Below are 17,471 nucleotides of genomic sequence, written 5' to 3'. Positions count from 1 at the left end.
TTAATCTCAACTCAAACATTCTGAGGAGACGGAAACAATGACCCGCAAAAAGACTCGCCGCAATTTTATATTGAGCAGTATAGCTGTTGCAGGCGGCATTGCAGGTGCTAAGGCGATCGAACAGCAGGATCGGGAAATCGCAGCCGCACCCAATAACCAGGCGGCCACCACAGTAAAAATGCCAGAACGACTGTTAGGCAACACCGGCGTGAAAGTGCCGATTTTCGGTTTGGGGGGAGGCGGACAAACACCGCTGTCGCAGCCGGGAAGAGAAGCAGAAGCGGCGGTACAAATTGAACGCGCGATCGAACTAGGCATTCGCTATTTTGACACGGCGGCCGAGTACGGGCCCAGCGAAGAAAACTTAGGCAAAGTTTTGCCCAAATATCGATCGCGCATATTCCTAGCCACAAAAACCTCCGCCAGAGACAGAGATGGCGCGTGGAGAGACTTAGAACAATCGCTCAAAAGATTGCAAACCGATCGACTAGACTTGTGGCAACTCCACCACGTCTCATTCCAAGCCGAATTAGACCAAATTTTCAGTACCAAAGGAGCAATAAAGGCGATAGAAGAAGCCAAACAGCAAAAAATTATTCGTTTTTCCGGCATCACCGGACACCACGAACCTGCTATCATTGTGGCAGGCCTGGAGCGCTATCCTTTCGACACAACATTAATCTCCCTCAACGCCGCCGAAAAACATCATCCGCGCTCCTTTGTTACCAGCGCTTTACCAGTAGCCAAAGCCAAAAACATCGGCGTCATAGCCATGAAAATACCCGCTTACGGCAAATTATTTCAAAACGGTGTTTTAGATGGAATGCACCAAGCAATGGGCTACACGCTTTCACTTCCCGGCGTGCACTGCTGCATCATCGCCGCCGACTCAGTAAAGCAATTAGAAGAAAACTTAAAAATTGCCCAAGCATTCCAACCCCTGAACACAACAGAAATGGCAGCACTTGAAAAACGCACCGCCGCCGCTTGGCAAGAAAATACATTTTTCAGACAGTGGACTTAGATCTGATGTTGCCAAAGGCGGCGCTCGTCGCCGCTCTACTTGCTGTTAATATTGAACAGGAATCACCAATCCAGGTATAATGGGTTGACGAACGAAACATCAATAAAACTAACCCTTTCAGGTTCCTCTCCATCTGATAGTTTATCAACAGGACATTTTTTAATGAAATTAGAAATTAGAAACTTAGGCGTTGTTGAAAAAGCTGAAATTGATTTAAAGCCTTTAACTGTTTTTATTGGTCGTAATGGTGAAGGGAAAACATGGGCTGCATACACTTTGTCAGCGATCCTCGGACAGCAGGGATACAGAAATTACTTGAAAGCTTATCTTGACGGTAAAACCCAACAGACATATCCAATCATAGATAGCGCACTTCAGCAACTTTTTGATGAAGGTAATGCACAAATTGATATGATTGAATTTGCTAATGACTGTGCCGAAATTTATATTAATGATGTGGCTCGTTTGGCTCCCAACTGGATGCGCTCTTTTATGGCTACAGAACGAGCAGATTTTAAAAATTTGCAAGTAGATTTTAAGTTGGAAGAAACAAAATTAGAGTTTTTGGAAAGGATAAAGTTAGTTTCTGTCCAGAGAGAAATTTCTTTGGGCTTACTAAATTCTGTGAAAGAATCAGGCGAAACAATATTATACTTTTATTCAGCAGGAAGCAAAGATTTGAATAAGCTGCCTAAAACAGCGATTAAGCAGTTCATAAGTCAGGAAATTTTTCAGATGCTTCACCGCTCAATTTATGATTGTATACATATATTCCCTACTGAAAGGACTACTTTTATAACTTTGCCATTTAGCTCTTTTCAACTTCGAGAAGTTAGAATCGAAGAACCTTTAAAAGAGAGAGATAAATCTGAATTTGAACGAAGAGGAACGCCTTTACTGGAACCAGTAAAGCGTTTTTTGGAGATGATTTTAACAATCTATCAAAAAAAAGACAGAGAAGAGGAAATAAAACAAAATCCTCGATTACAGGAATATATCAACTTAGCTGATTTTTTGGAAAAGGAGATTTTACAAGGAAAGGTCGGCTTTGAAACATCCGAATTGCGAAAAGAACTACTTTTTCAACCGAAAGAAAGTACCAAATTGGAGATGCCTATTGTTTCTTCAATGGTAAAAGAATTAGCTCCATTAGTTCTCTGTTTGCGCTATTTAGTTAAACCAAATGAGTTACTGATAATTGATGAACCAGAAATGAATTTACATCCAGCGGCTCAAGTAGAGATAGCTGAATTTTTGGCAATGTTAGTCAATGCTGGATTGCACGTCTTAATTACAACCCACAGTCCGTACATTGTTGACCATCTTGCTAATCTCATGCAAGCAGCTAAGCATGAAGATCCAGATAGCATTAAAGAAATGTTTTATTTAGAGCGAACAGATGCTTTTATTTCTCAAGAAAAAGTTTCAGTCTATTTGTTTGAGGATGGCACAGCCAAAAACATTATCAGTGAAGAAGGTACAATAAATTGGGAAACTTTTGGTCAAGTGTCTGATGATGTTTCTCGCATTTATGCTAATTTACTGAATTAAAATTCATGATTGAGAGACAGTTAATGCCTTTTGAAACTTTGCTTTTATCCTGCTGTTTACTTCCAGGTAAAACCGATTTTAAGGAAAGTAATGCTTCAGTAAAAGTAGATACCAGACCGGGCGAAACAATACTTTTTTTTAACATAGATGACCAATCAAACCCTGGTTGTAAGCTGCGTGAATTGTTATGGGGAATGAAAAAAGGTGAACAAATGTGCGACCTGATAGTGTTTTACGCTAAAGACAGCGAGCGCGTTATCTGTTTTGTAGAATTAAAAGATAGTATAAGTGATTTAGGTCATGGCACAAAGCAAGTAATTAATACATACAATACTTTCAAGGTACATCTGCAAAAAAGTTATACGGCAAAAGCATTTATTTATGCGTGTGCCGGTTCTTTACCCTACGAACATGAGGAATATCAGAGAAAGTTATTAAAGGAGTTTGGGAAAAATAATTTTGATTTTAATAACAGAAGTAATGATGCTTTAGGTAATTTGTTGCGGGGAATCCAATCTAAACCAAGTGGAGGGAAGCGGAAAAATAAAAAGTAGAAAAAATCGGTCAATTAAGGCTATTCAATAAGATGTTTTTGAAGCGCCACACCTAGGTTATCTCTTTCTTTGCACCTCTCGGGTGAAAACTCCCCAAATCACAAAACAAGGCGAGCCAACCAGGTCGCCTTGTCGTATATCATAAAGAATGCGATTTGTCAACAGCAAAGAGCTACTTTTTTTTCCGTTTAGCGTTATCTAACCGCCTGCGATCGCGCCACTCAACCGCCGTCAAATAAGCGACCCCACCAGTCACGGTTATCAGCAGTACAAAAGCCACTAAAACGAGAACATTAGCAATCGAAAATTCCACAACCCCTCTTCCTCTGATTTTACATTTTCTACTTTCGATTTTAGATTAAAAATGTTAACAATTAACAGTTTAATTTTTGACTGCTAACTGTTAACTCTTAACACTCAATTCAAACTGCTGGCAACTCTTCCAAAATTGTAAACCTCACATGATTAATTGCCAGAGTTCCCACGGAAACATCCTCCTTATTTAAAGGAAGACCGCCGCTAGTGAGACTTTGAAACCGAATTCCCTTGCCAATTTCTACGTGATACCAAGCCAAACCCATAAAAAATCGCAACGGATAAGGGCCTCTGTCTTGAATATCATCAGGATTAGATTCCATCGGCACCCAGCCAAAACCCGGAATGTAAAATTCCAGCCAAACGTGATTGAAATCTGGCTCCAGCGACACCCCTTTTCTGTCAGCAAAAGCGGGGCACTTGTAGCGGCCTATCGTGCGACAAGCAATCCTGTTTAACCTAGCCAAAGCTAACAAAACTCCCACGTATTCGCCGCAGGAACCGATACCGCGGCGCAGCACAATATCGGGAGTGTCAATGTGAGGCCTAATCCCGTAAGAAAGTTGATCGTAAACAAAATTACGAATGCTCAGCAATTGCCTGAGAATGTTAGTTTCCGAGCCAATGGCAGCCACAGCAGCCGATCGCACAATCTCCGTATCCATCGCCAAATTGTCATTATCCACCAAATACTTAGCTGCAAACTCCGGCGACAGCTTAGGAATCTTTTCGACATCCCGAGGCGACAACTGATACTTAATCGATCGAACTTCTAACAAAGCCTTCCAGCCAAAAATTCGGCGTTCCCCAGGGTGCAGCCGATCGAACTTAAACACCGCCACCCGTTCTCCTTCCTGAATTTCCTCAGTAAAAGGCATTCCAATCGGCGTAATTTTCCTGACCTTTTGCCGGTGAGTTTGCGAAGGCAAAGCAATCCGCCACTCCAAATTTTCGATTTCTACCTCATCGAGAGGAGACAGTTCCTCCACATAAGACATTTCCATCAAAAAACCGTTTGACAAAGCGTAGCGCTCGGCTTCATTGTAGTGAAAAGACAAAGGCTGAATAAAAGTGCGATCGCGCTTCGTCAACTGAAAAGGATCTTCCGAATTCGGGTCATCCCGGATGTAAAGTTCATCCCCGGCATAAGCCACGTACAGAACCTCCTCCCCGGTTTCAGAATCCTTGTGAAAAGCCAAACCCGAAGGCGACTCAAAGGGAGTCAAAACACTAAATTTAATCTCCCCAGTTCCCCGTTCCAAACAGTAAACAGTTTGCTCAGTCTTGTCACAAACCCAAATTTCCTCATCTCGGACTGTGATATTTTCTACCCCTATACCGGGAGCATAAAATCGAGTAATTTCTCTACCAGTTTTCATGTCAAAAACCAGAATCGAGTTTAATCTCTGGCAAGTCACATAAAGCGTAGATTTCCAAACAGCAATCCCGTCAGCAGGATAAGAAAGTGAAACAAAATGTTCCGGTTTGAGTTCAGCGATCGCCCCGTCCCGAACTGCGCCCCGACAGCAACAAATATCCTCATCCCGCGCAAACCAGAGAGTATCTTCCGAAATAGCCAGCCCCGTTGCGCCGGCAAACTTAGCCGTTTGATAAGGATTCAAAACAGTAGTGTTGTCAGTTTCTCGATCGATCTCCAATAGCAGCCCTTCGGCGCGATCGACAGCGAACAACCTATTTCCTAAAAAAGCAATGCCGTGCAGTGCCAAGACTCCGATGGGTCTTACCATCCGCAGCCCCGAAGGCTGTTTGTCCGAGAGAACAGGTGAATCGAGATTCATGCTAAATTTCTTGCCGGTATTGTACAGAAAACCTGATATGTAACTTGTAGCCGATCGCTTGAGGTTCACCAGCAAAATTGCCGAGTTTCCTGATATCCAGGACTGACGCATCAACCTGGTGTTTTTACGAAAATAATTCGTTTTAGCCTCTTGTCTGAGTTAAAAAACCCGGAATATTAGCCTGGGTCAAAGTTGGGTTTAACAAGCTCAACCCAACCTGCTGCCGTGAATGGAAGTAAGTATAACTACTAAGTTACCACTGACAAACGCGACAGAGAATTCTATGTTGGTCAGAGCGACCAAAATAATCGTATCTGCCTGAAGATATAAATTAAGTACAACAGATTACTATATCCGTCAAAACCTTGGATAGAATAAAACCGTGCGATAAAGTTCCTAGGTTCATCAGAAGGCAGGTTCGTCATGGCTTTGAAGTCTGCTCTAAATATCGGTGTTCTTTCCTTAATTCTGTCTGTAGAGGCAGTTGCCGCCGGTAATTTCTTAATACCAGCAGAGGCTCTCAACAGCCCCGCAAACATTGTCCAGCGCCCCTCACGACCCCAGGTACCCCTCAACTGGCAAACAGTTCAACCCCCTGAACCCAGCGGAAGCAGACCGAACAGCCAGCAATTGGGAGCCGCCTGGAATAGCTTTCAACCGCCGCAGGACGGAGTACCAGGAAGGCGGGAAGGAGGAGGAACCCGCGGCTTAAAATGCCCCACGGCCACAACTGCCTTAACTGCCTTGATTCCCCAATCAACTATGGGGCAAACCATATCAGCAAAGCCAACATTTTTCTACTACCTTCCCGTAGCCCTCGACAAAACAGTTCAGTTTGAGTTAACAGACCAAAGAGACAAAACACTCTACAAAAAAAGTTTTCGCATGGTAACTAGCCGTGCAGGTGTAGTTAGCGTCAGCCTCGGCTCCGACGACAACTCGCCAGCCCTGGAAGTTGGCAAAAACTATCAATGGTACTTTACTATCAAATGCAACCCAAAAAATACAACAGATGATGTTCTCGTTTCCGGGTGGATCAACCGCACCGCACTCGCCCCAACCGTGAAAACACAGTTGGATCGATCGTCCGATCTCACCAAGCTCAGCATCTTCGCCCAACAAAGTCTCTGGTACGAGTACCTGGCAACTCTAGCTCAATTGCGTATCCAGTCTCCCAGCGATGCCAGTTTAGCGATCAAGTGGTCAGCAGTGCTCAAATCAGTCGAACTCGGCAAAATAGCCCAAGAACCCTTAGTCGCAAGTGAGTTAACACCCATCACAAGAAAATAATTCGACACCAGCTTCACGCAAAGAATGCAACGGTAGGCCTGTGCCCCAAACCCTGATAGCCATAAGTCATTGCCAATTCTAAAATCTAAAATCTAAAATCTAAAATCTAAAATGGTATGAGTGGTGCAGCAAGTAGGAAAAACTCGGTTTCGAGCGCGGTACTTGGCAGCGCCACAAATGATTTTTGGCTGTTGGGGGTTGTTTGGTCGATCGTCCTAAATAAATTAAAATTTTTGTACTGATCAGCAGTTCGCACTTCTGGCATCTTGAAAGCCGGACGGTGGAAATTTTGATGGTCAAATTTCGCCTAATACTAAATGATAAACTGGCATAGTCAAGCAGCCGACAAACTTATTTTAGAGAAATTATTAATTATGCGCCCGAATGCAAATATTGCACTATTTCGGTTGGGGATTTCACTTCTAACTGCGCTGCCGATGGCTTGCTTTTATGCCAATAAAGCTATATCCCAAACAAAGGATATTTCTCAGTTGCCCATCGCCGCTGACAACTCAGCAGATAGGGGCAATCAAGTATTAGCACTGCAAAAACTGGAAATCAAGCAGGATGAAACAGCAACAAACTTAAATCAGCTTCCCGATTCTAGCGAGACCAACCCTGAACCAGAAACACCATCGAACCCCGCCGAAAACAGGCAAGATGCCTGTTCCACAAGCAGTTTGATTGATTGTGGTACGGGCATCTTGCCCGAACAAACGAATCTCGTTGACAACCAGCCCCAATGTCAGAACCCGCTAGATTGTAATTTTTTAGCCCAGAACCCGCAGACGCCACCGGGAAACCTCCCGCCCGACTTCAACCGCGATCGAGTACCAGATTCGCTGTTACCGTCGCCGCCGACTCAGCCAGATCCAAATCGCGATCGATTTCTGCAACCGGCCCCGCAGCCTTCCCCAGAACCTCCCCAAGTACCACCCACAGTAGCGCCGCCGTCCCCGTCGCCAGTTCCCCCAACGCTGCCGAATACACCAATTGAGGTGCAGAAAATTCAAGTAGTTGGCAGCACAATTTTAAGCCAAGACGAAATTAATGCCTTAGTCAACCCCTTAGAAGGCCGTTCTACCACCCTAGAACAGCTCAAACAAATCGCCGACAAAATTACCGAAATTTATCTCAATCGTGGCTACATCACTTCGAGAGCAGTCTTGCCGCCCCAAACTATCACCGCAGGGGTAGTCCAAATTCAAGTTATCGAAGGCAAGCTAGCCCGAATTGAGGTAGAAGGAACTAAAAGATTGAATCCAAGTTACATCCGTAGCCGGATTCGACTCGGGGCGGGAATGCCTTTAAGCACAGCTTCCTTAGAAGACCAACTCCGGCTGTTGCGAGTCGATCCTTTATTTGACAATGTAGAAGCCAGTCTGCGGGCGGGGGATAATGAAGCAGAGAGCATTCTGATCGTCCGAATCTCGGAAGCTAATCCATTTCAACCTACTTTCAGCATTGACAATTACTCGCCTCCCAGTGTCGGTTCCGAAAGATTGGGAGTTAGTTTGCGGCACCGCAATATAACAGGAAATGGCGACGAACTTGCGGCGGCTTATTATCGATCGCTCGGCGATTCAGACGTGTTTGATTTCAGCTATCGCGTGCCGCTAAATGCGATGAACGGCACTTTGCAATTGAGGGCGGCACCGAACCGCAACAGTATCGTACAAGCACCTTTTGATAGTTTTGATATTTCGGGAAAATCGCATTTATTTGAAGTTAGTTACCGCCAGCCGTTGCGGAGAACGCCGATCGAAGAATTTGCCTTGTCAGCCGGTTTTACGTATCAAACAGGCAGAACTTTTCTCGCTGGCGAACCGCGTTCTTTTGGCATCCGCGAGGAGTCCAAGGGGGTCACCACTACGAGCGCAATTAAGCTGGGACAGGACTACATTCGGCGCGACCCGCAGGGTGCTTGGGCCGTGCGATCGCAATTTACGATCGGCACTAGCTTGTTTGATGCTACTCAATACGAAGGTTCTGATCCCGACGGACAATTTTTTAGTTGGCTGGGTCAAGTGCAGCGAGTACAGCGATTGAATGACAAACATTTATTAATTTTGCAGGCAGACTTGCAATTGTCAGCTAATAGTTTGTTGCCTTCCCAGCAATTTGTAATTGGCGGCGGACAATCTTTGCGCGGCTACCGCCAAAACGTCCGTTCTGGCGATAACGGCTTCAGAGTTTCCATCGAAGATCGGATTACTTTGCAGCGCGATGCTTCGGGAAATCCCAAACTTCAATTGGCTCCCTTTTTGGATGCGGGTATGGTATGGAACGTTGCGAACAATCCTAATACATTAACCAATCAGACCTTTTTAGCAGGTTTAGGTTTAGGGGTAATCTGGGAACCGATACAGCGGGTGAACCTGCGAGTAGATTACGCTTTTCCTTTGGTGAGAATTAGCGATAAAGGCGACAATCTGCAAGATAAGGGCATTTACTTCAACATAATTTATACGCCATGAGGGGGGAGTGGGAGAGAGGGAGAGAGGGAGAGGGGGAGAGTGGGAGATGAAGAAAATATTTCCTTCTTCCCTCTTCGTTCTTCCTTCTTCGATCCGTTACATCCGTTACTTGCATCCGTTGCCGAACTTTCCTCTTCCTTCTTCCTTCAACATCGGATATTATATCGTTTTCGGTTGCATCGGTATTGTTCAAACAGTCAACAGTCAACAGTCAACAGTCAACAGTCAACAGTCAACAGTCAACAGTCATCTCTCCTGAGTGCAACCGGAATTGATATTAATCGCCGATTTCCCCAACAACCTCCGCAGCAGCCTGAGTTTCGAGCCAGAGTTTGAGCAGCAAGAGCTCGGCCCGATCGCCCAACACAGTCGCAAACACGCCGTCAGCCCCCTCAGACGCGTCAGAAATCCACGTACCGCGCAGAGTCACTTCTACAAAGTCAGCATCAGCAACACAAAGCTCGATCGCATCGTTGTCGTTTCGGCGCGCCTCAGATTCCAACAGAGACAGCGCTGGCAAATTCGCGGGCAGCAAAAATGCCGCAGTGCTCGGTTCGACGCTGATGCTTTGACCAACTCGCATAGCCAGCACAACTCGCAGCGCCACTAACTGTTCGGGAGATTGAGCCAAACGCTCGAGGTTAAAGCCCGTTTCAGTGTAAGTCAACTTCAGCATATTGACAGCCCTAAATTTGGAATTGAAAATTTGTTATTTGTTACTTGTTATTTGTTACTTGTTACTTGTTATTTGTTACTTGTTATTTGTTATTAGAAAAACCACTAACAAGTAACCACTAACAAGTAACTATGTCCGACGCCCCATGCCCCATTCCCTATTCCCCTATTTGATATTCGTGCCAAAACAGTTCGGCAAAAGCAACAGTGGGGTGTATAGGGGCCTTCGGCTTAGTTCGCAGAGTCATTCCAGCTTCTATGGGAGTTCGATCGCCCTTACGAGAGTTGCACCGTTCGCAAGCAGTCACCACGTTGTCCCAACTATGGGGGCCGCCCTTCGATCGAGGCATCACGTGATCCAGCGTCAAATGCCGGTTGCTACCGCAGTATTGGCAAGAATGAGCGTCGCGGCGCAGAACTTCCCGGCGATTGACCGGGGGTACTTTCCACAGCCGTTCCCTGTTGCCAAAAGTCAAGCGGATTTGTTCGGGTACGTGGATGCTGCTGCTGGGCGATCGTACCAGCCAGCCGTTGCCAATGCTAAAATCCAGAGGTTCAGCCTTGCCTGTTACCAAAAGTACGATCGCCCGTTTGATGTTGACACGGCTCATCGGTAGGTAATTCTGAGAAAACACCACCACAGATTGCCTCAATACATCAGTTACTACGGTCACGGCTTGCTCCTCCTCATCAATTTTGGATTTTAGATTTGGGATTTTAGATTTGGGATTTTGAATTTTGGGTGCTTCATCAGTATTGGCTACATCTGGTTTTTTGCCAGTTCCCCAAGCCGATCGAATTTCTCAAATATCCAATCAAATGCCCCCGCTTCTCTTACTTAGAAGCGGGGGCCAGAAAAACTGCTAAAGGCAAATTTTCATCTTGTCTTGGTACAGTCGTTTAGCTGTACCTCCCGCTTCGCGTCTCTCGATGTGGCTGTGCCACTTGCAGACCGTGCCGGTCTACCTCGTTGTAATTAATTTCTGCAATTTGTCCTAATCCACTATAACCGGGTTTAATTGAGCCCCGGCCCGCCCGCGAGGTCGCTGCGACGGTCGCCAAACCCGTCCTAAAGACGTGCTGTAACGACTCGGAGCGACCCCAGGGGCGATCGCACTTCAGTTGATAGGTGGAGTAGGTGGGGAGAAATTTCAAAGTCGGCAGAAAGTGGTAAGAGACCTTTAAATCTAGCTTTAAACATACTACACTGATATTACACATATGTCCACCCGTCACGGAGAAAAAATTATGCATACCCTACCTAGAACCTCAACCACCGAAATGGAAGTCACCAGCATTCGACTAGAAAGAGAGCTCAAAGAGAGACTCAAAGAGCTCGCGGGCAATCAAGGCTATCAAGCTTTGATTCGAGATTTGCTCTGGAATTACGTGCAGCAGAAGTCTGGAGAGTATCGGCAGATGTTTTCTCGATCGGATATTCGAGCCAGCATTAATGCCACAGCACAGCAGGAGGAACGCTGCGCGCTTACAGGAGAGTTGATTCGACCGGGTGGGCCGATGTTATTAGGCCTGACGATTCACGGCGAGATGGTGCCGCTGAGTATGGGGAGTATGGCTGGATAAACCAGTTTATCGAAAATTTGTGAGAGCGATCGGCCTGGGGTGAAGGCCCCAGGCGCTGAAGATAAAATCCCGAAGCATTTAAAGAATATCTATTTAACGAACCGCGAAGACGCGAAGTGCGCGAAGGAAGAGAGAGAAAAAGATGGGTAATGTCAGCGATTGGGGTGTCTGCTAAGGGAGAGCGGGATGCTCCAAAACGCGCGGGCTAGTGCTAAACTTTTCATCTGGCGTGCTGACAGACGATCGTACATTTGATGAAAAAAATTAAAGTAATGCTGAAAAACCGCTACTTGACTGCTGCGAGTTCGATCGCCCTTCTCACAATTATTGCCGGATGTGCAGCTACTGAATCACCTCAACTTGCATCTCCCTCTCCTGTAGCTGAATCCTCCCCGCCGCCAGTTAAACCAAGTCAGCCTCAGCCCTTAATAGTCTCTGCTACCAATCCCGAAACCCCCACAAATACCAAAATCCAGCAATATCTCAACGGGTTGGCAGCCCAAGGTTTTGCCAAAGAAAACCAAGGCGTCTGGATGCAATCTGGCAATACTTTGCTAGCCAATCATCAAGGTACCGTTCCTCTGTCCGCCGCTTCTATTACCAAAGTAGCAACATCTCTCGTAGCGCTGCAAGAATTCGGGCCGGAACATCAATTTATCACCTTAATTGGTACAACTGGAAAAATTGAAAACGGCGTATTAAAAGGCGATTTAATTGTTCAAGGAAGCGCCGATCCGTTGTTTGTCTGGGAAGAGGCGATCGCCCTTGGTAACGCCTTAAGTCAAAAAGGGATCAAGCTAGTCAGTGGCAATTTGATAATTGTTGATAAGTTTTACATGAACTTTGAACTTGATCCCCTCAAATCGGGAGAATTGCTCAAACAAGGATTGAACAGTCAAATCTGGCCCAGCGAAGCCGCCGCCCAGTATCAAACACTACCTCCAAATACGCCAAAACCCCAAATAGCAATTGAGGGTACTGTAAAAGTTTTGTCAGCACCTCCCAATGACGTGCAGCCTTTAGTCAAACATTATTCTTTGCCCCTTGCTGAACTGATCAAAAAAATGAATCAGTACAGCAACAATCTCATGGCAGATATGCTAGCTGATACTGTCGGTGGTGCCAAAACAGTCGCGCAAAAAGCAGCAGCAGCAACCGGAGTTCCGCCTGCAGAAATTCAACTCGTCAACGGTTCGGGATTGAGCGAAGAAAATCTCATTTCTCCCCGGGCTGCTTGCGCGTTATTTATAGCTTTAGAACGCTATCTTGAACCTTACAGCATGACAGTTGCTGATGTCTTAACTGTGGTTGGGAAAGATGAAGGAATACTGGCAGAACGGGCGCTTCCCAAATTAGCAGTAGTCAAATCTGGCACGTTGGATAATGTTAGCGCTTTGGGCGGAGCGCTGCCAACTCAAAAACAAGAAACTGTGTGGTTTGTGATTATGAATGGAGGGGCAAATGTCGAGACATTTCGCACTCAGCAAGAGGTTTTGCTGAAAAGCTTTTTGAATGAGTGGGGAAGTGTTCAAGTTTCGCCGCCGGAATTAACGCCAAATCCTGCTAGAATTAGTAAGGTATCTCGCAGCGAAATTGTCAATTAATCGGGTTTGTAGTAAGGACTTTAGTCCTTGATTTTTAAGTAGCGTCAGGTGCGCCACAAGCACCTAGCCCGCTGGCTGAGTGCGATCCTCTTCGAGGGCTGCGCTAACGTAACGACGGATTTGCTTCATTCTAGGTGTTGGCGATCGGCAATAAACAAGATTTATTACCGATCGGCAAATTCCGAGGAGTGCCCTATTTAGCCAGGTGATGAAACACTCTCAGGATAGAAACACCCGATTATTATTCCCATCAAACTGGTCTCTACAGCTTGCGAAAATAGCCGTTGGAATACTCACAAGCATAGAGTACAGAGACTTTTTCAGGCTTGTCTGCAAAAAACTCATCACAAGCACGTTTTACACCAGGCGATTTGAAAGGCTCAGCAGTATGTGGACGTGAAAACACCTTTTCATCATAATAAATGCCAAATAAGCAAATAGCTCCTGGCGTTAGACGCTCGTAAACATGGGGCAGTACATATTTAGTAGAGTTATATAGATCGCCGTCCACAATTGCAAAGCTGATCTTATCTGGAAGACATGAAGGAACAGTATCCTCGAACCATCCTTTATGAATATGTGGTAGATCCAGTCCAACAGCGGAAAAATTATTTTTGAATTCGTCGAGTCTCGCTGTCATCGAACCTTGATCGTATACTCCATCTTTAATATCGTCTCCTTGTAGTTTTGGAAGCCCTTCAAAGCTGTCAAACACATGAAATTGTTTCTCCGGCGCATACTCATTCAGAACTTTTTTGATCACAATCGAACTTTCGCCAGCATTACAACCCACTTCGACAACATCACCAGATACTTTGTATGCTGCTGTTTGGCTTGCCAAATGAAAAATATTCATTCGAGCTTCTATACTTGCCATACCAGGAGATTTTGGAATAACTTGACCGTTCAAGCCCAATTTATTCAATACCCGATTAGCCAAACGATGGCGTTTGCGTGGAGTCCGGTGATCCCAATCAAAATAAGTGGCAATGAAAGTATTGTTCATGTCGTTTGCTAGATGAAATTGTGAATAGTGGTTTAGAGGATGGATGACTTCACTTAGAATCGTGCCCTCAGCAGCATAGCGGTGGAACCCAATTACATAGTTTTGAATAGCGGTGGAAAAAACGTTTTGGAATCTGCTAATGGCAATGACTTTAAAGAGAAGAACTGAAAATCCTATCTTTGCAAAGAAGTTGAGGAACACTCACTTCATTGAGACTAGAGATAGAGTACCGAAAGAAAATGTTGCTACCTGAGATACTCGAAATTAGTTTACTTCTCTAGAATTGCACGCAATTATGAAATCAGGATGAAATGCCGATCGCTGCAAAGCATGAAATCATCTCCTTTTCAGAAGAAAGAGGCAATTACTTCAATTCACATTTCAGATAAAGCCTGATGATCGGTAGGTTCTCACGTTTTGTCAAGGTAAATTATGACGACCAGCCCGCTGGCTGAGTGCGATCCTCTTCGAGGGCTGCGCTAACGAGGAGTTGCGTCATCCCAGGGGTAGGGATCGGCCATAAACCTAGTTTATTGGTAATCAGTTGTTAAAAGAATGGGGAGTTTTCCTTTTTAACTCCGCAATTGAATTTAGCCAACTGTGGCATCCTCGTTTTTTGCAATGGATTAGGGCTAAATTATTCGGGCGTTTATTTATCGGTAGCAGCTTTGCTTGCGAGGATTTTATCGGCTATATTTTGGGATGTATTGTGGAGTGGGTTTTGGTGGTTTGTCTGAAGCATAAAATCCTGAAAAGACACCAAAAATCATAACAGGTTCGTAGTAAGGGCTTTAGTCCTTTCTGTTGATAACCTCACATATCATCTTTATCTGGGATCGATCGCCCTAGCGACTACAATGCCGATCGCACTTTCGACTCGGCTAATATATCTGTGCAAGTCGTAAGCAACCGTCACCTCCCCAGCCGGGGAAGCGTGAATTAAACCCAAATTCCCGTCTGCATTCCTGTACACAAAACCCGTGTGGGTAACATCCAATCCTTTAACATCCGTGGCTAGCGCCACAATATCTCCGGGTTTTAATTGAGAATAAATACTTTTTATCCGATTTGTCGGGATGTAATTAACCGCAGTTTTGGCTAATTCTGCTTCTTGGCTGACTATGCACTGATAAGTTGCTTCGTTTTTGACCATTTGCGGGTAACTGCTGCGGTGCTGGCTCATGAAATTTAGTGTTTTATTCATGGGCACTCCGCCTAATTTAGCCGTGATATTTTCCACAGTTTGCCGTTTTTGATTGTCGTTAATCCATTCGGAAAAATAGTGCAATCTGCTGCAATAACCGTTGATTTTACCGTTTAAATACCGCTGTTCTTCTATGCGATTGACAAAATTTTGATAGTCGTAATCTTGTACTGCTACGCCCCTGGCGATCGCCAAAACGCTTTCTACAAACAAAACGCAATCAAATTTATTCAAAGTTACGATCAACTTTTCTTCGCCGGATTCGTCCAGCAAACCGGCGGCGTAGGGCAATCCTTGGAAATTATCGGCGATCGCCTGGACGATTTCTCCGATCGAGCGATCGTGCAAATTTTGTTGTTTTGCATACTGTACAACCTGTTCAAAACGTGCTATGTCTTCCGGTTGTGCAGCGGTTTCTCTCCCCGTATTATTGGAGTCAGGTCGTCTCGCCAGCACCTTTAGCAATTCGGAATAAGAAATTTCCGCTAAATTGTTGAAGTCCCAAAACAGACTCGGGAAACTGGAAACAGTTTGCTTGTTTGTTACTTCCAGATTTTCGCTTTCTCCGGTCAAGGAAAACGCTACATCCGCGCCCTGTCCGGGTGTTTGTCGATCGACAACATATCCCGTAGCAGATTGAGAGTGAAATGCCCAAACATCAGGTATCAAAGAATTATTCACGCCGACGATCGCAAATCCCAAAACAGCCAGACTCAAAAAATTTCTCATGTTTTTCCAAGGATTTTGCTTCAACTGAGTGCTATCCTGAAAATTTTACAATTACTAGAAGTCTCAATCAGCCTAGTAGACAGATAAAATGGGCAACAGCGGACTAGATCGACACACTTGTCATTTAGATGCCGCCCTATTATAAACTGATCGTGCGAGTTTGATAGCACAAAACTGTAATGCAAGTAGAACGCCGACGCCGCCCACGCCCAATTTCCCCCCGACGCCCAATCGAGCCCCTAGGCCGAATCGGGCCACGACGCGAAAGCAGCCAGCGTCCAGTCCAATCCCGTCGTCGAGTCAGAACGAAATTTTCTCGCTTAAAGTACCGTAACATCCTGTGCTTAATTGCCGGGGCGATCGCGATCGGTTGGATTGTCACAATACCGTTCAGAATTCGCCGTGCCCCAGAACCGCCAGTCATCTTGGCTCAACAGGCCGTCTCGCCTCAAGAAGCACTCTCGCCTCCGACAATTGAACCATCGGAAAATTTAGCCAATCTTCAAAGCGAGCCTACCTTTAGCTACAACATCAAAACACCTCCCAATCCAGTTTACTCTCAAGAATTGCAAGGGATTGTTGATGAAGCGGTGAAGATTGCAACCACCAAAGGAATGCCCGCAGAACGGCTATCAATTACCTTATTTGATGTCAGCAATTCCAAAAGTCACACCTTTGCCGGATATCAAAATCAAACTCTTCGATTTCCCGCTAGCGTTGCCAAGTTATTTTGGATGGCAGCGTTTTACTCAGCCATAGAAAAAGGCATTATTACGCAAAGAGAATCTGCATTTAAAAACGACCTAGAGCAAATGATTCGCATCTCCAACAACGATGCTGCCAGCAGACTTTTAGACAAAATCACAGATACAAAATCCGGCGGCAGGCTCTCAGGAGAAGAGTTGCAAACATGGCTGAAAAAGCGCACTCAAATTAACACATTTTTCCAGTCCGCAGGCTACAATGATCTTCGTATAAGCACCAAAAATTATCCCATATACTATTTAAGACAAGAAGGGCCAATCGGTCGCGACTTGCAATTGCGGGGCGATGCTTCTCAGCCGATTCGCAATCAAGTAACTACCGACCAAGCGGCCAGATTAATATATGAAATCTATACTAGGCAAGCCGTTTCCAGCGTCGCCAGTCGCAAAATGGCTTACTTGCTGACTAGAGACTTAGACCCCAAGGCATGGAAAAATGACCCTAGCAATTCAATAAAAGGATTTCTTGGCGAATCTTTACCAACTAATATTTATTTTGGTTCCAAAGTAGGCTATACTTCCAAATCCCGCAGCGAAGCGGCCTTTGTCAGAACTTTAGACGATCGCGCGATTTATATTTTAGTTGTTTTTGCCGACGATCCGGCTTATGCCAAGGACGAAACAGCTTTTCCGGCCATTTCCCGATACGTTTTCGATCGGCTAAACGCTCGTGGCCCCAGCACATTGCAGTGATATTGAGTAGGGCCTGTTGACTGTTGACTGTTAGTCGAAAAACTTAAGGATGGTTGATATCAAATCCGGTAGCATGGGACTTATTCATCTCTCTGTTCTCTTCCTTTGTTTTCTCGGCGTCAACGGCGGTTGGTTGAGTCGATGGAAGGTATTATCCTTCGCACCTCTCAGTTAGATCCGGACGTGCTGGTTTCCCCGCATC

Annotated in this window: 16 protein-coding genes; 10 read left to right on the top strand and 6 right to left on the bottom strand. The window is 45.2% G+C overall.

Annotated features, from left to right (window positions below):
• Window positions 1-37: 37 nt before the first annotated feature.
• The 3 genes from QUA43_RS19805 (at window position 38) to QUA43_RS19795 (ending at window position 3,129) form a co-directional block, all read left to right on the top strand.
• On the top strand, window positions 38-1,024 hold the full coding sequence (locus tag QUA43_RS19805) for an aldo/keto reductase (protein ID WP_333376008.1): 987 nt from the start codon (window positions 38-40) through the stop codon (window positions 1,022-1,024).
• 84 nt (window positions 1,025-1,108) lie between these two features.
• Window positions 1,109-2,575, top strand: coding sequence for an AAA family ATPase (locus tag QUA43_RS19800; RefSeq protein WP_333376007.1), 1,467 nt, complete (start codon window positions 1,109-1,111; stop codon window positions 2,573-2,575).
• Window positions 2,576-2,598: 23 nt separating this feature from the next.
• Window positions 2,599-3,129: a hypothetical protein gene (locus QUA43_RS19795; RefSeq protein ID WP_333376006.1), complete on the top strand. Its 531-nt coding sequence runs from the start codon at window positions 2,599-2,601 to the stop codon at window positions 3,127-3,129.
• Window positions 3,130-3,301: 172 nt separating this feature from the next.
• On the opposite strand, the gene QUA43_RS19790 is transcribed toward QUA43_RS19795, so the two are convergent.
• Both QUA43_RS19790 and QUA43_RS19785 read right to left on the bottom strand, forming a co-directional pair.
• Window positions 3,302-3,442 carry a hypothetical protein gene (locus QUA43_RS19790; protein WP_333376005.1) on the bottom strand — a complete coding sequence of 47 codons (141 nt, stop codon included), beginning with the start codon at window positions 3,440-3,442 and terminating at the stop codon, window positions 3,302-3,304.
• A 109-nt stretch (window positions 3,443-3,551) separates the two neighbouring features.
• Window positions 3,552-5,243 carry a transglutaminase domain-containing protein gene (locus QUA43_RS19785; RefSeq protein WP_333376039.1) on the bottom strand — a complete coding sequence of 564 codons (1,692 nt, stop codon included), beginning with the start codon at window positions 5,241-5,243 and terminating at the stop codon, window positions 3,552-3,554.
• Window positions 5,244-5,666: 423 nt separating this feature from the next.
• Between QUA43_RS19785 and QUA43_RS19780 the strand changes: the two genes are divergently transcribed.
• From QUA43_RS19780 to QUA43_RS19770, 3 genes are all read left to right on the top strand, one after another.
• Window positions 5,667-6,533 carry a DUF928 domain-containing protein gene (locus tag QUA43_RS19780; protein ID WP_333376004.1) on the top strand — a complete coding sequence of 289 codons (867 nt, stop codon included), beginning with the start codon at window positions 5,667-5,669 and terminating at the stop codon, window positions 6,531-6,533.
• 317 nt (window positions 6,534-6,850) lie between these two features.
• Window positions 6,851-9,010 (top strand): ShlB/FhaC/HecB family hemolysin secretion/activation protein, encoded by a 2,160-nt coding sequence (locus QUA43_RS19775; RefSeq protein WP_333376003.1) that lies wholly within the window; start codon window positions 6,851-6,853, stop codon window positions 9,008-9,010.
• Between the two features lie 46 nt (window positions 9,011-9,056).
• Window positions 9,057-9,269, top strand: a complete 213-nt coding sequence (locus QUA43_RS19770) for a hypothetical protein (protein ID WP_333376002.1) — start codon at window positions 9,057-9,059, stop codon at window positions 9,267-9,269.
• Between the two features lie 18 nt (window positions 9,270-9,287).
• On the opposite strand, the gene QUA43_RS19765 is transcribed toward QUA43_RS19770, so the two are convergent.
• Window positions 9,288-9,686 (bottom strand): alr0857 family protein, encoded by a 399-nt coding sequence (locus QUA43_RS19765; protein WP_333376001.1) that lies wholly within the window; start codon window positions 9,684-9,686, stop codon window positions 9,288-9,290.
• 157 nt (window positions 9,687-9,843) lie between these two features.
• Window positions 9,844-10,359 carry an HNH endonuclease gene (locus QUA43_RS19760; RefSeq protein ID WP_333376000.1) on the bottom strand — a complete coding sequence of 172 codons (516 nt, stop codon included), beginning with the start codon at window positions 10,357-10,359 and terminating at the stop codon, window positions 9,844-9,846.
• 574 nt (window positions 10,360-10,933) lie between these two features.
• Here QUA43_RS19760 and QUA43_RS19755 point away from each other — a divergent pair.
• Window positions 10,934-11,269 (top strand): ribbon-helix-helix domain-containing protein, encoded by a 336-nt coding sequence (locus QUA43_RS19755; protein WP_333253312.1) that lies wholly within the window; start codon window positions 10,934-10,936, stop codon window positions 11,267-11,269.
• A gap of 254 nt (window positions 11,270-11,523) precedes the next feature.
• The gene (locus QUA43_RS19750) at window positions 11,524-12,873 is read left to right on the top strand and encodes a D-alanyl-D-alanine carboxypeptidase (protein WP_333375999.1); all 1,350 of its coding nucleotides are present in this window, start codon (window positions 11,524-11,526) and stop codon (window positions 12,871-12,873) included.
• A 262-nt stretch (window positions 12,874-13,135) separates the two neighbouring features.
• Here the strand turns inward: QUA43_RS19750 and QUA43_RS19745 are convergent, their stop codons facing one another.
• Entirely contained in the window at window positions 13,136-14,080 is a 945-nt protein-coding gene (locus QUA43_RS19745; RefSeq protein WP_333375998.1) for a TylF/MycF/NovP-related O-methyltransferase, read from the bottom strand.
• 343 nt (window positions 14,081-14,423) lie between these two features.
• Between QUA43_RS19745 and QUA43_RS30900 the strand changes: the two genes are divergently transcribed.
• Window positions 14,424-14,651, top strand: a complete 228-nt coding sequence (locus QUA43_RS30900; RefSeq protein ID WP_445301985.1) for a ribosomal maturation YjgA family protein — start codon at window positions 14,424-14,426, stop codon at window positions 14,649-14,651.
• Between the two features lie 54 nt (window positions 14,652-14,705).
• Here QUA43_RS30900 and QUA43_RS19740 read toward each other — a convergent pair whose 3' ends face one another.
• On the bottom strand, window positions 14,706-15,812 hold the full coding sequence (locus QUA43_RS19740; protein WP_333375997.1) for an N-acetylmuramoyl-L-alanine amidase-like domain-containing protein: 1,107 nt from the start codon (window positions 15,810-15,812) through the stop codon (window positions 14,706-14,708).
• Between the two features lie 179 nt (window positions 15,813-15,991).
• Here QUA43_RS19740 and QUA43_RS19735 point away from each other — a divergent pair, with 179 nt between their 5' ends.
• The gene (locus QUA43_RS19735) at window positions 15,992-17,269 is read left to right on the top strand and encodes a serine hydrolase (RefSeq protein WP_333375996.1); all 1,278 of its coding nucleotides are present in this window, start codon (window positions 15,992-15,994) and stop codon (window positions 17,267-17,269) included.
• The last annotated feature ends 202 nt before the right edge of the window (window positions 17,270-17,471 follow it).

Origin of the sequence: Microcoleus sp. N9_B4 (assembly GCF_036701635.1) — a bacterium.
Classification (GTDB): Bacteria; Cyanobacteriota; Cyanobacteriia; order Cyanobacteriales; family Microcoleaceae; genus Microcoleus.
This window is presented reverse-complemented; position numbering and strand designations above follow the sequence as displayed.

What these genes read in the sequence shown, in the direction of transcription:
- QUA43_RS19740 (WP_333375997.1), bottom strand. Translation starts at nt 15,812, where the DNA reads ATGAGAAATTTTTTGAGTCTGGCTGTTTTGGGATTTGCGATCGTCGGC.
- QUA43_RS19750 (WP_333375999.1), top strand. Translation starts at nt 11,524, where the DNA reads ATGAAAAAAATTAAAGTAATGCTGAAAAACCGCTACTTGACTGCTGCG.
- QUA43_RS19755 (WP_333253312.1), top strand. Translation starts at nt 10,934, where the DNA reads ATGCATACCCTACCTAGAACCTCAACCACCGAAATGGAAGTCACCAGC.
- QUA43_RS19780 (WP_333376004.1), top strand. Translation starts at nt 5,667, where the DNA reads ATGGCTTTGAAGTCTGCTCTAAATATCGGTGTTCTTTCCTTAATTCTG.
- QUA43_RS19785 (WP_333376039.1), bottom strand. Translation starts at nt 5,243, where the DNA reads ATGAATCTCGATTCACCTGTTCTCTCGGACAAACAGCCTTCGGGGCTG.
- QUA43_RS19805 (WP_333376008.1), top strand. Translation starts at nt 38, where the DNA reads ATGACCCGCAAAAAGACTCGCCGCAATTTTATATTGAGCAGTATAGCT.
- QUA43_RS19735 (WP_333375996.1), top strand. Translation starts at nt 15,992, where the DNA reads ATGCAAGTAGAACGCCGACGCCGCCCACGCCCAATTTCCCCCCGACGC.
- QUA43_RS19765 (WP_333376001.1), bottom strand. Translation starts at nt 9,686, where the DNA reads ATGCTGAAGTTGACTTACACTGAAACGGGCTTTAACCTCGAGCGTTTG.
- QUA43_RS19795 (WP_333376006.1), top strand. Translation starts at nt 2,599, where the DNA reads ATGCCTTTTGAAACTTTGCTTTTATCCTGCTGTTTACTTCCAGGTAAA.
- QUA43_RS19770 (WP_333376002.1), top strand. Translation starts at nt 9,057, where the DNA reads ATGAAGAAAATATTTCCTTCTTCCCTCTTCGTTCTTCCTTCTTCGATC.
- QUA43_RS19775 (WP_333376003.1), top strand. Translation starts at nt 6,851, where the DNA reads ATGATAAACTGGCATAGTCAAGCAGCCGACAAACTTATTTTAGAGAAA.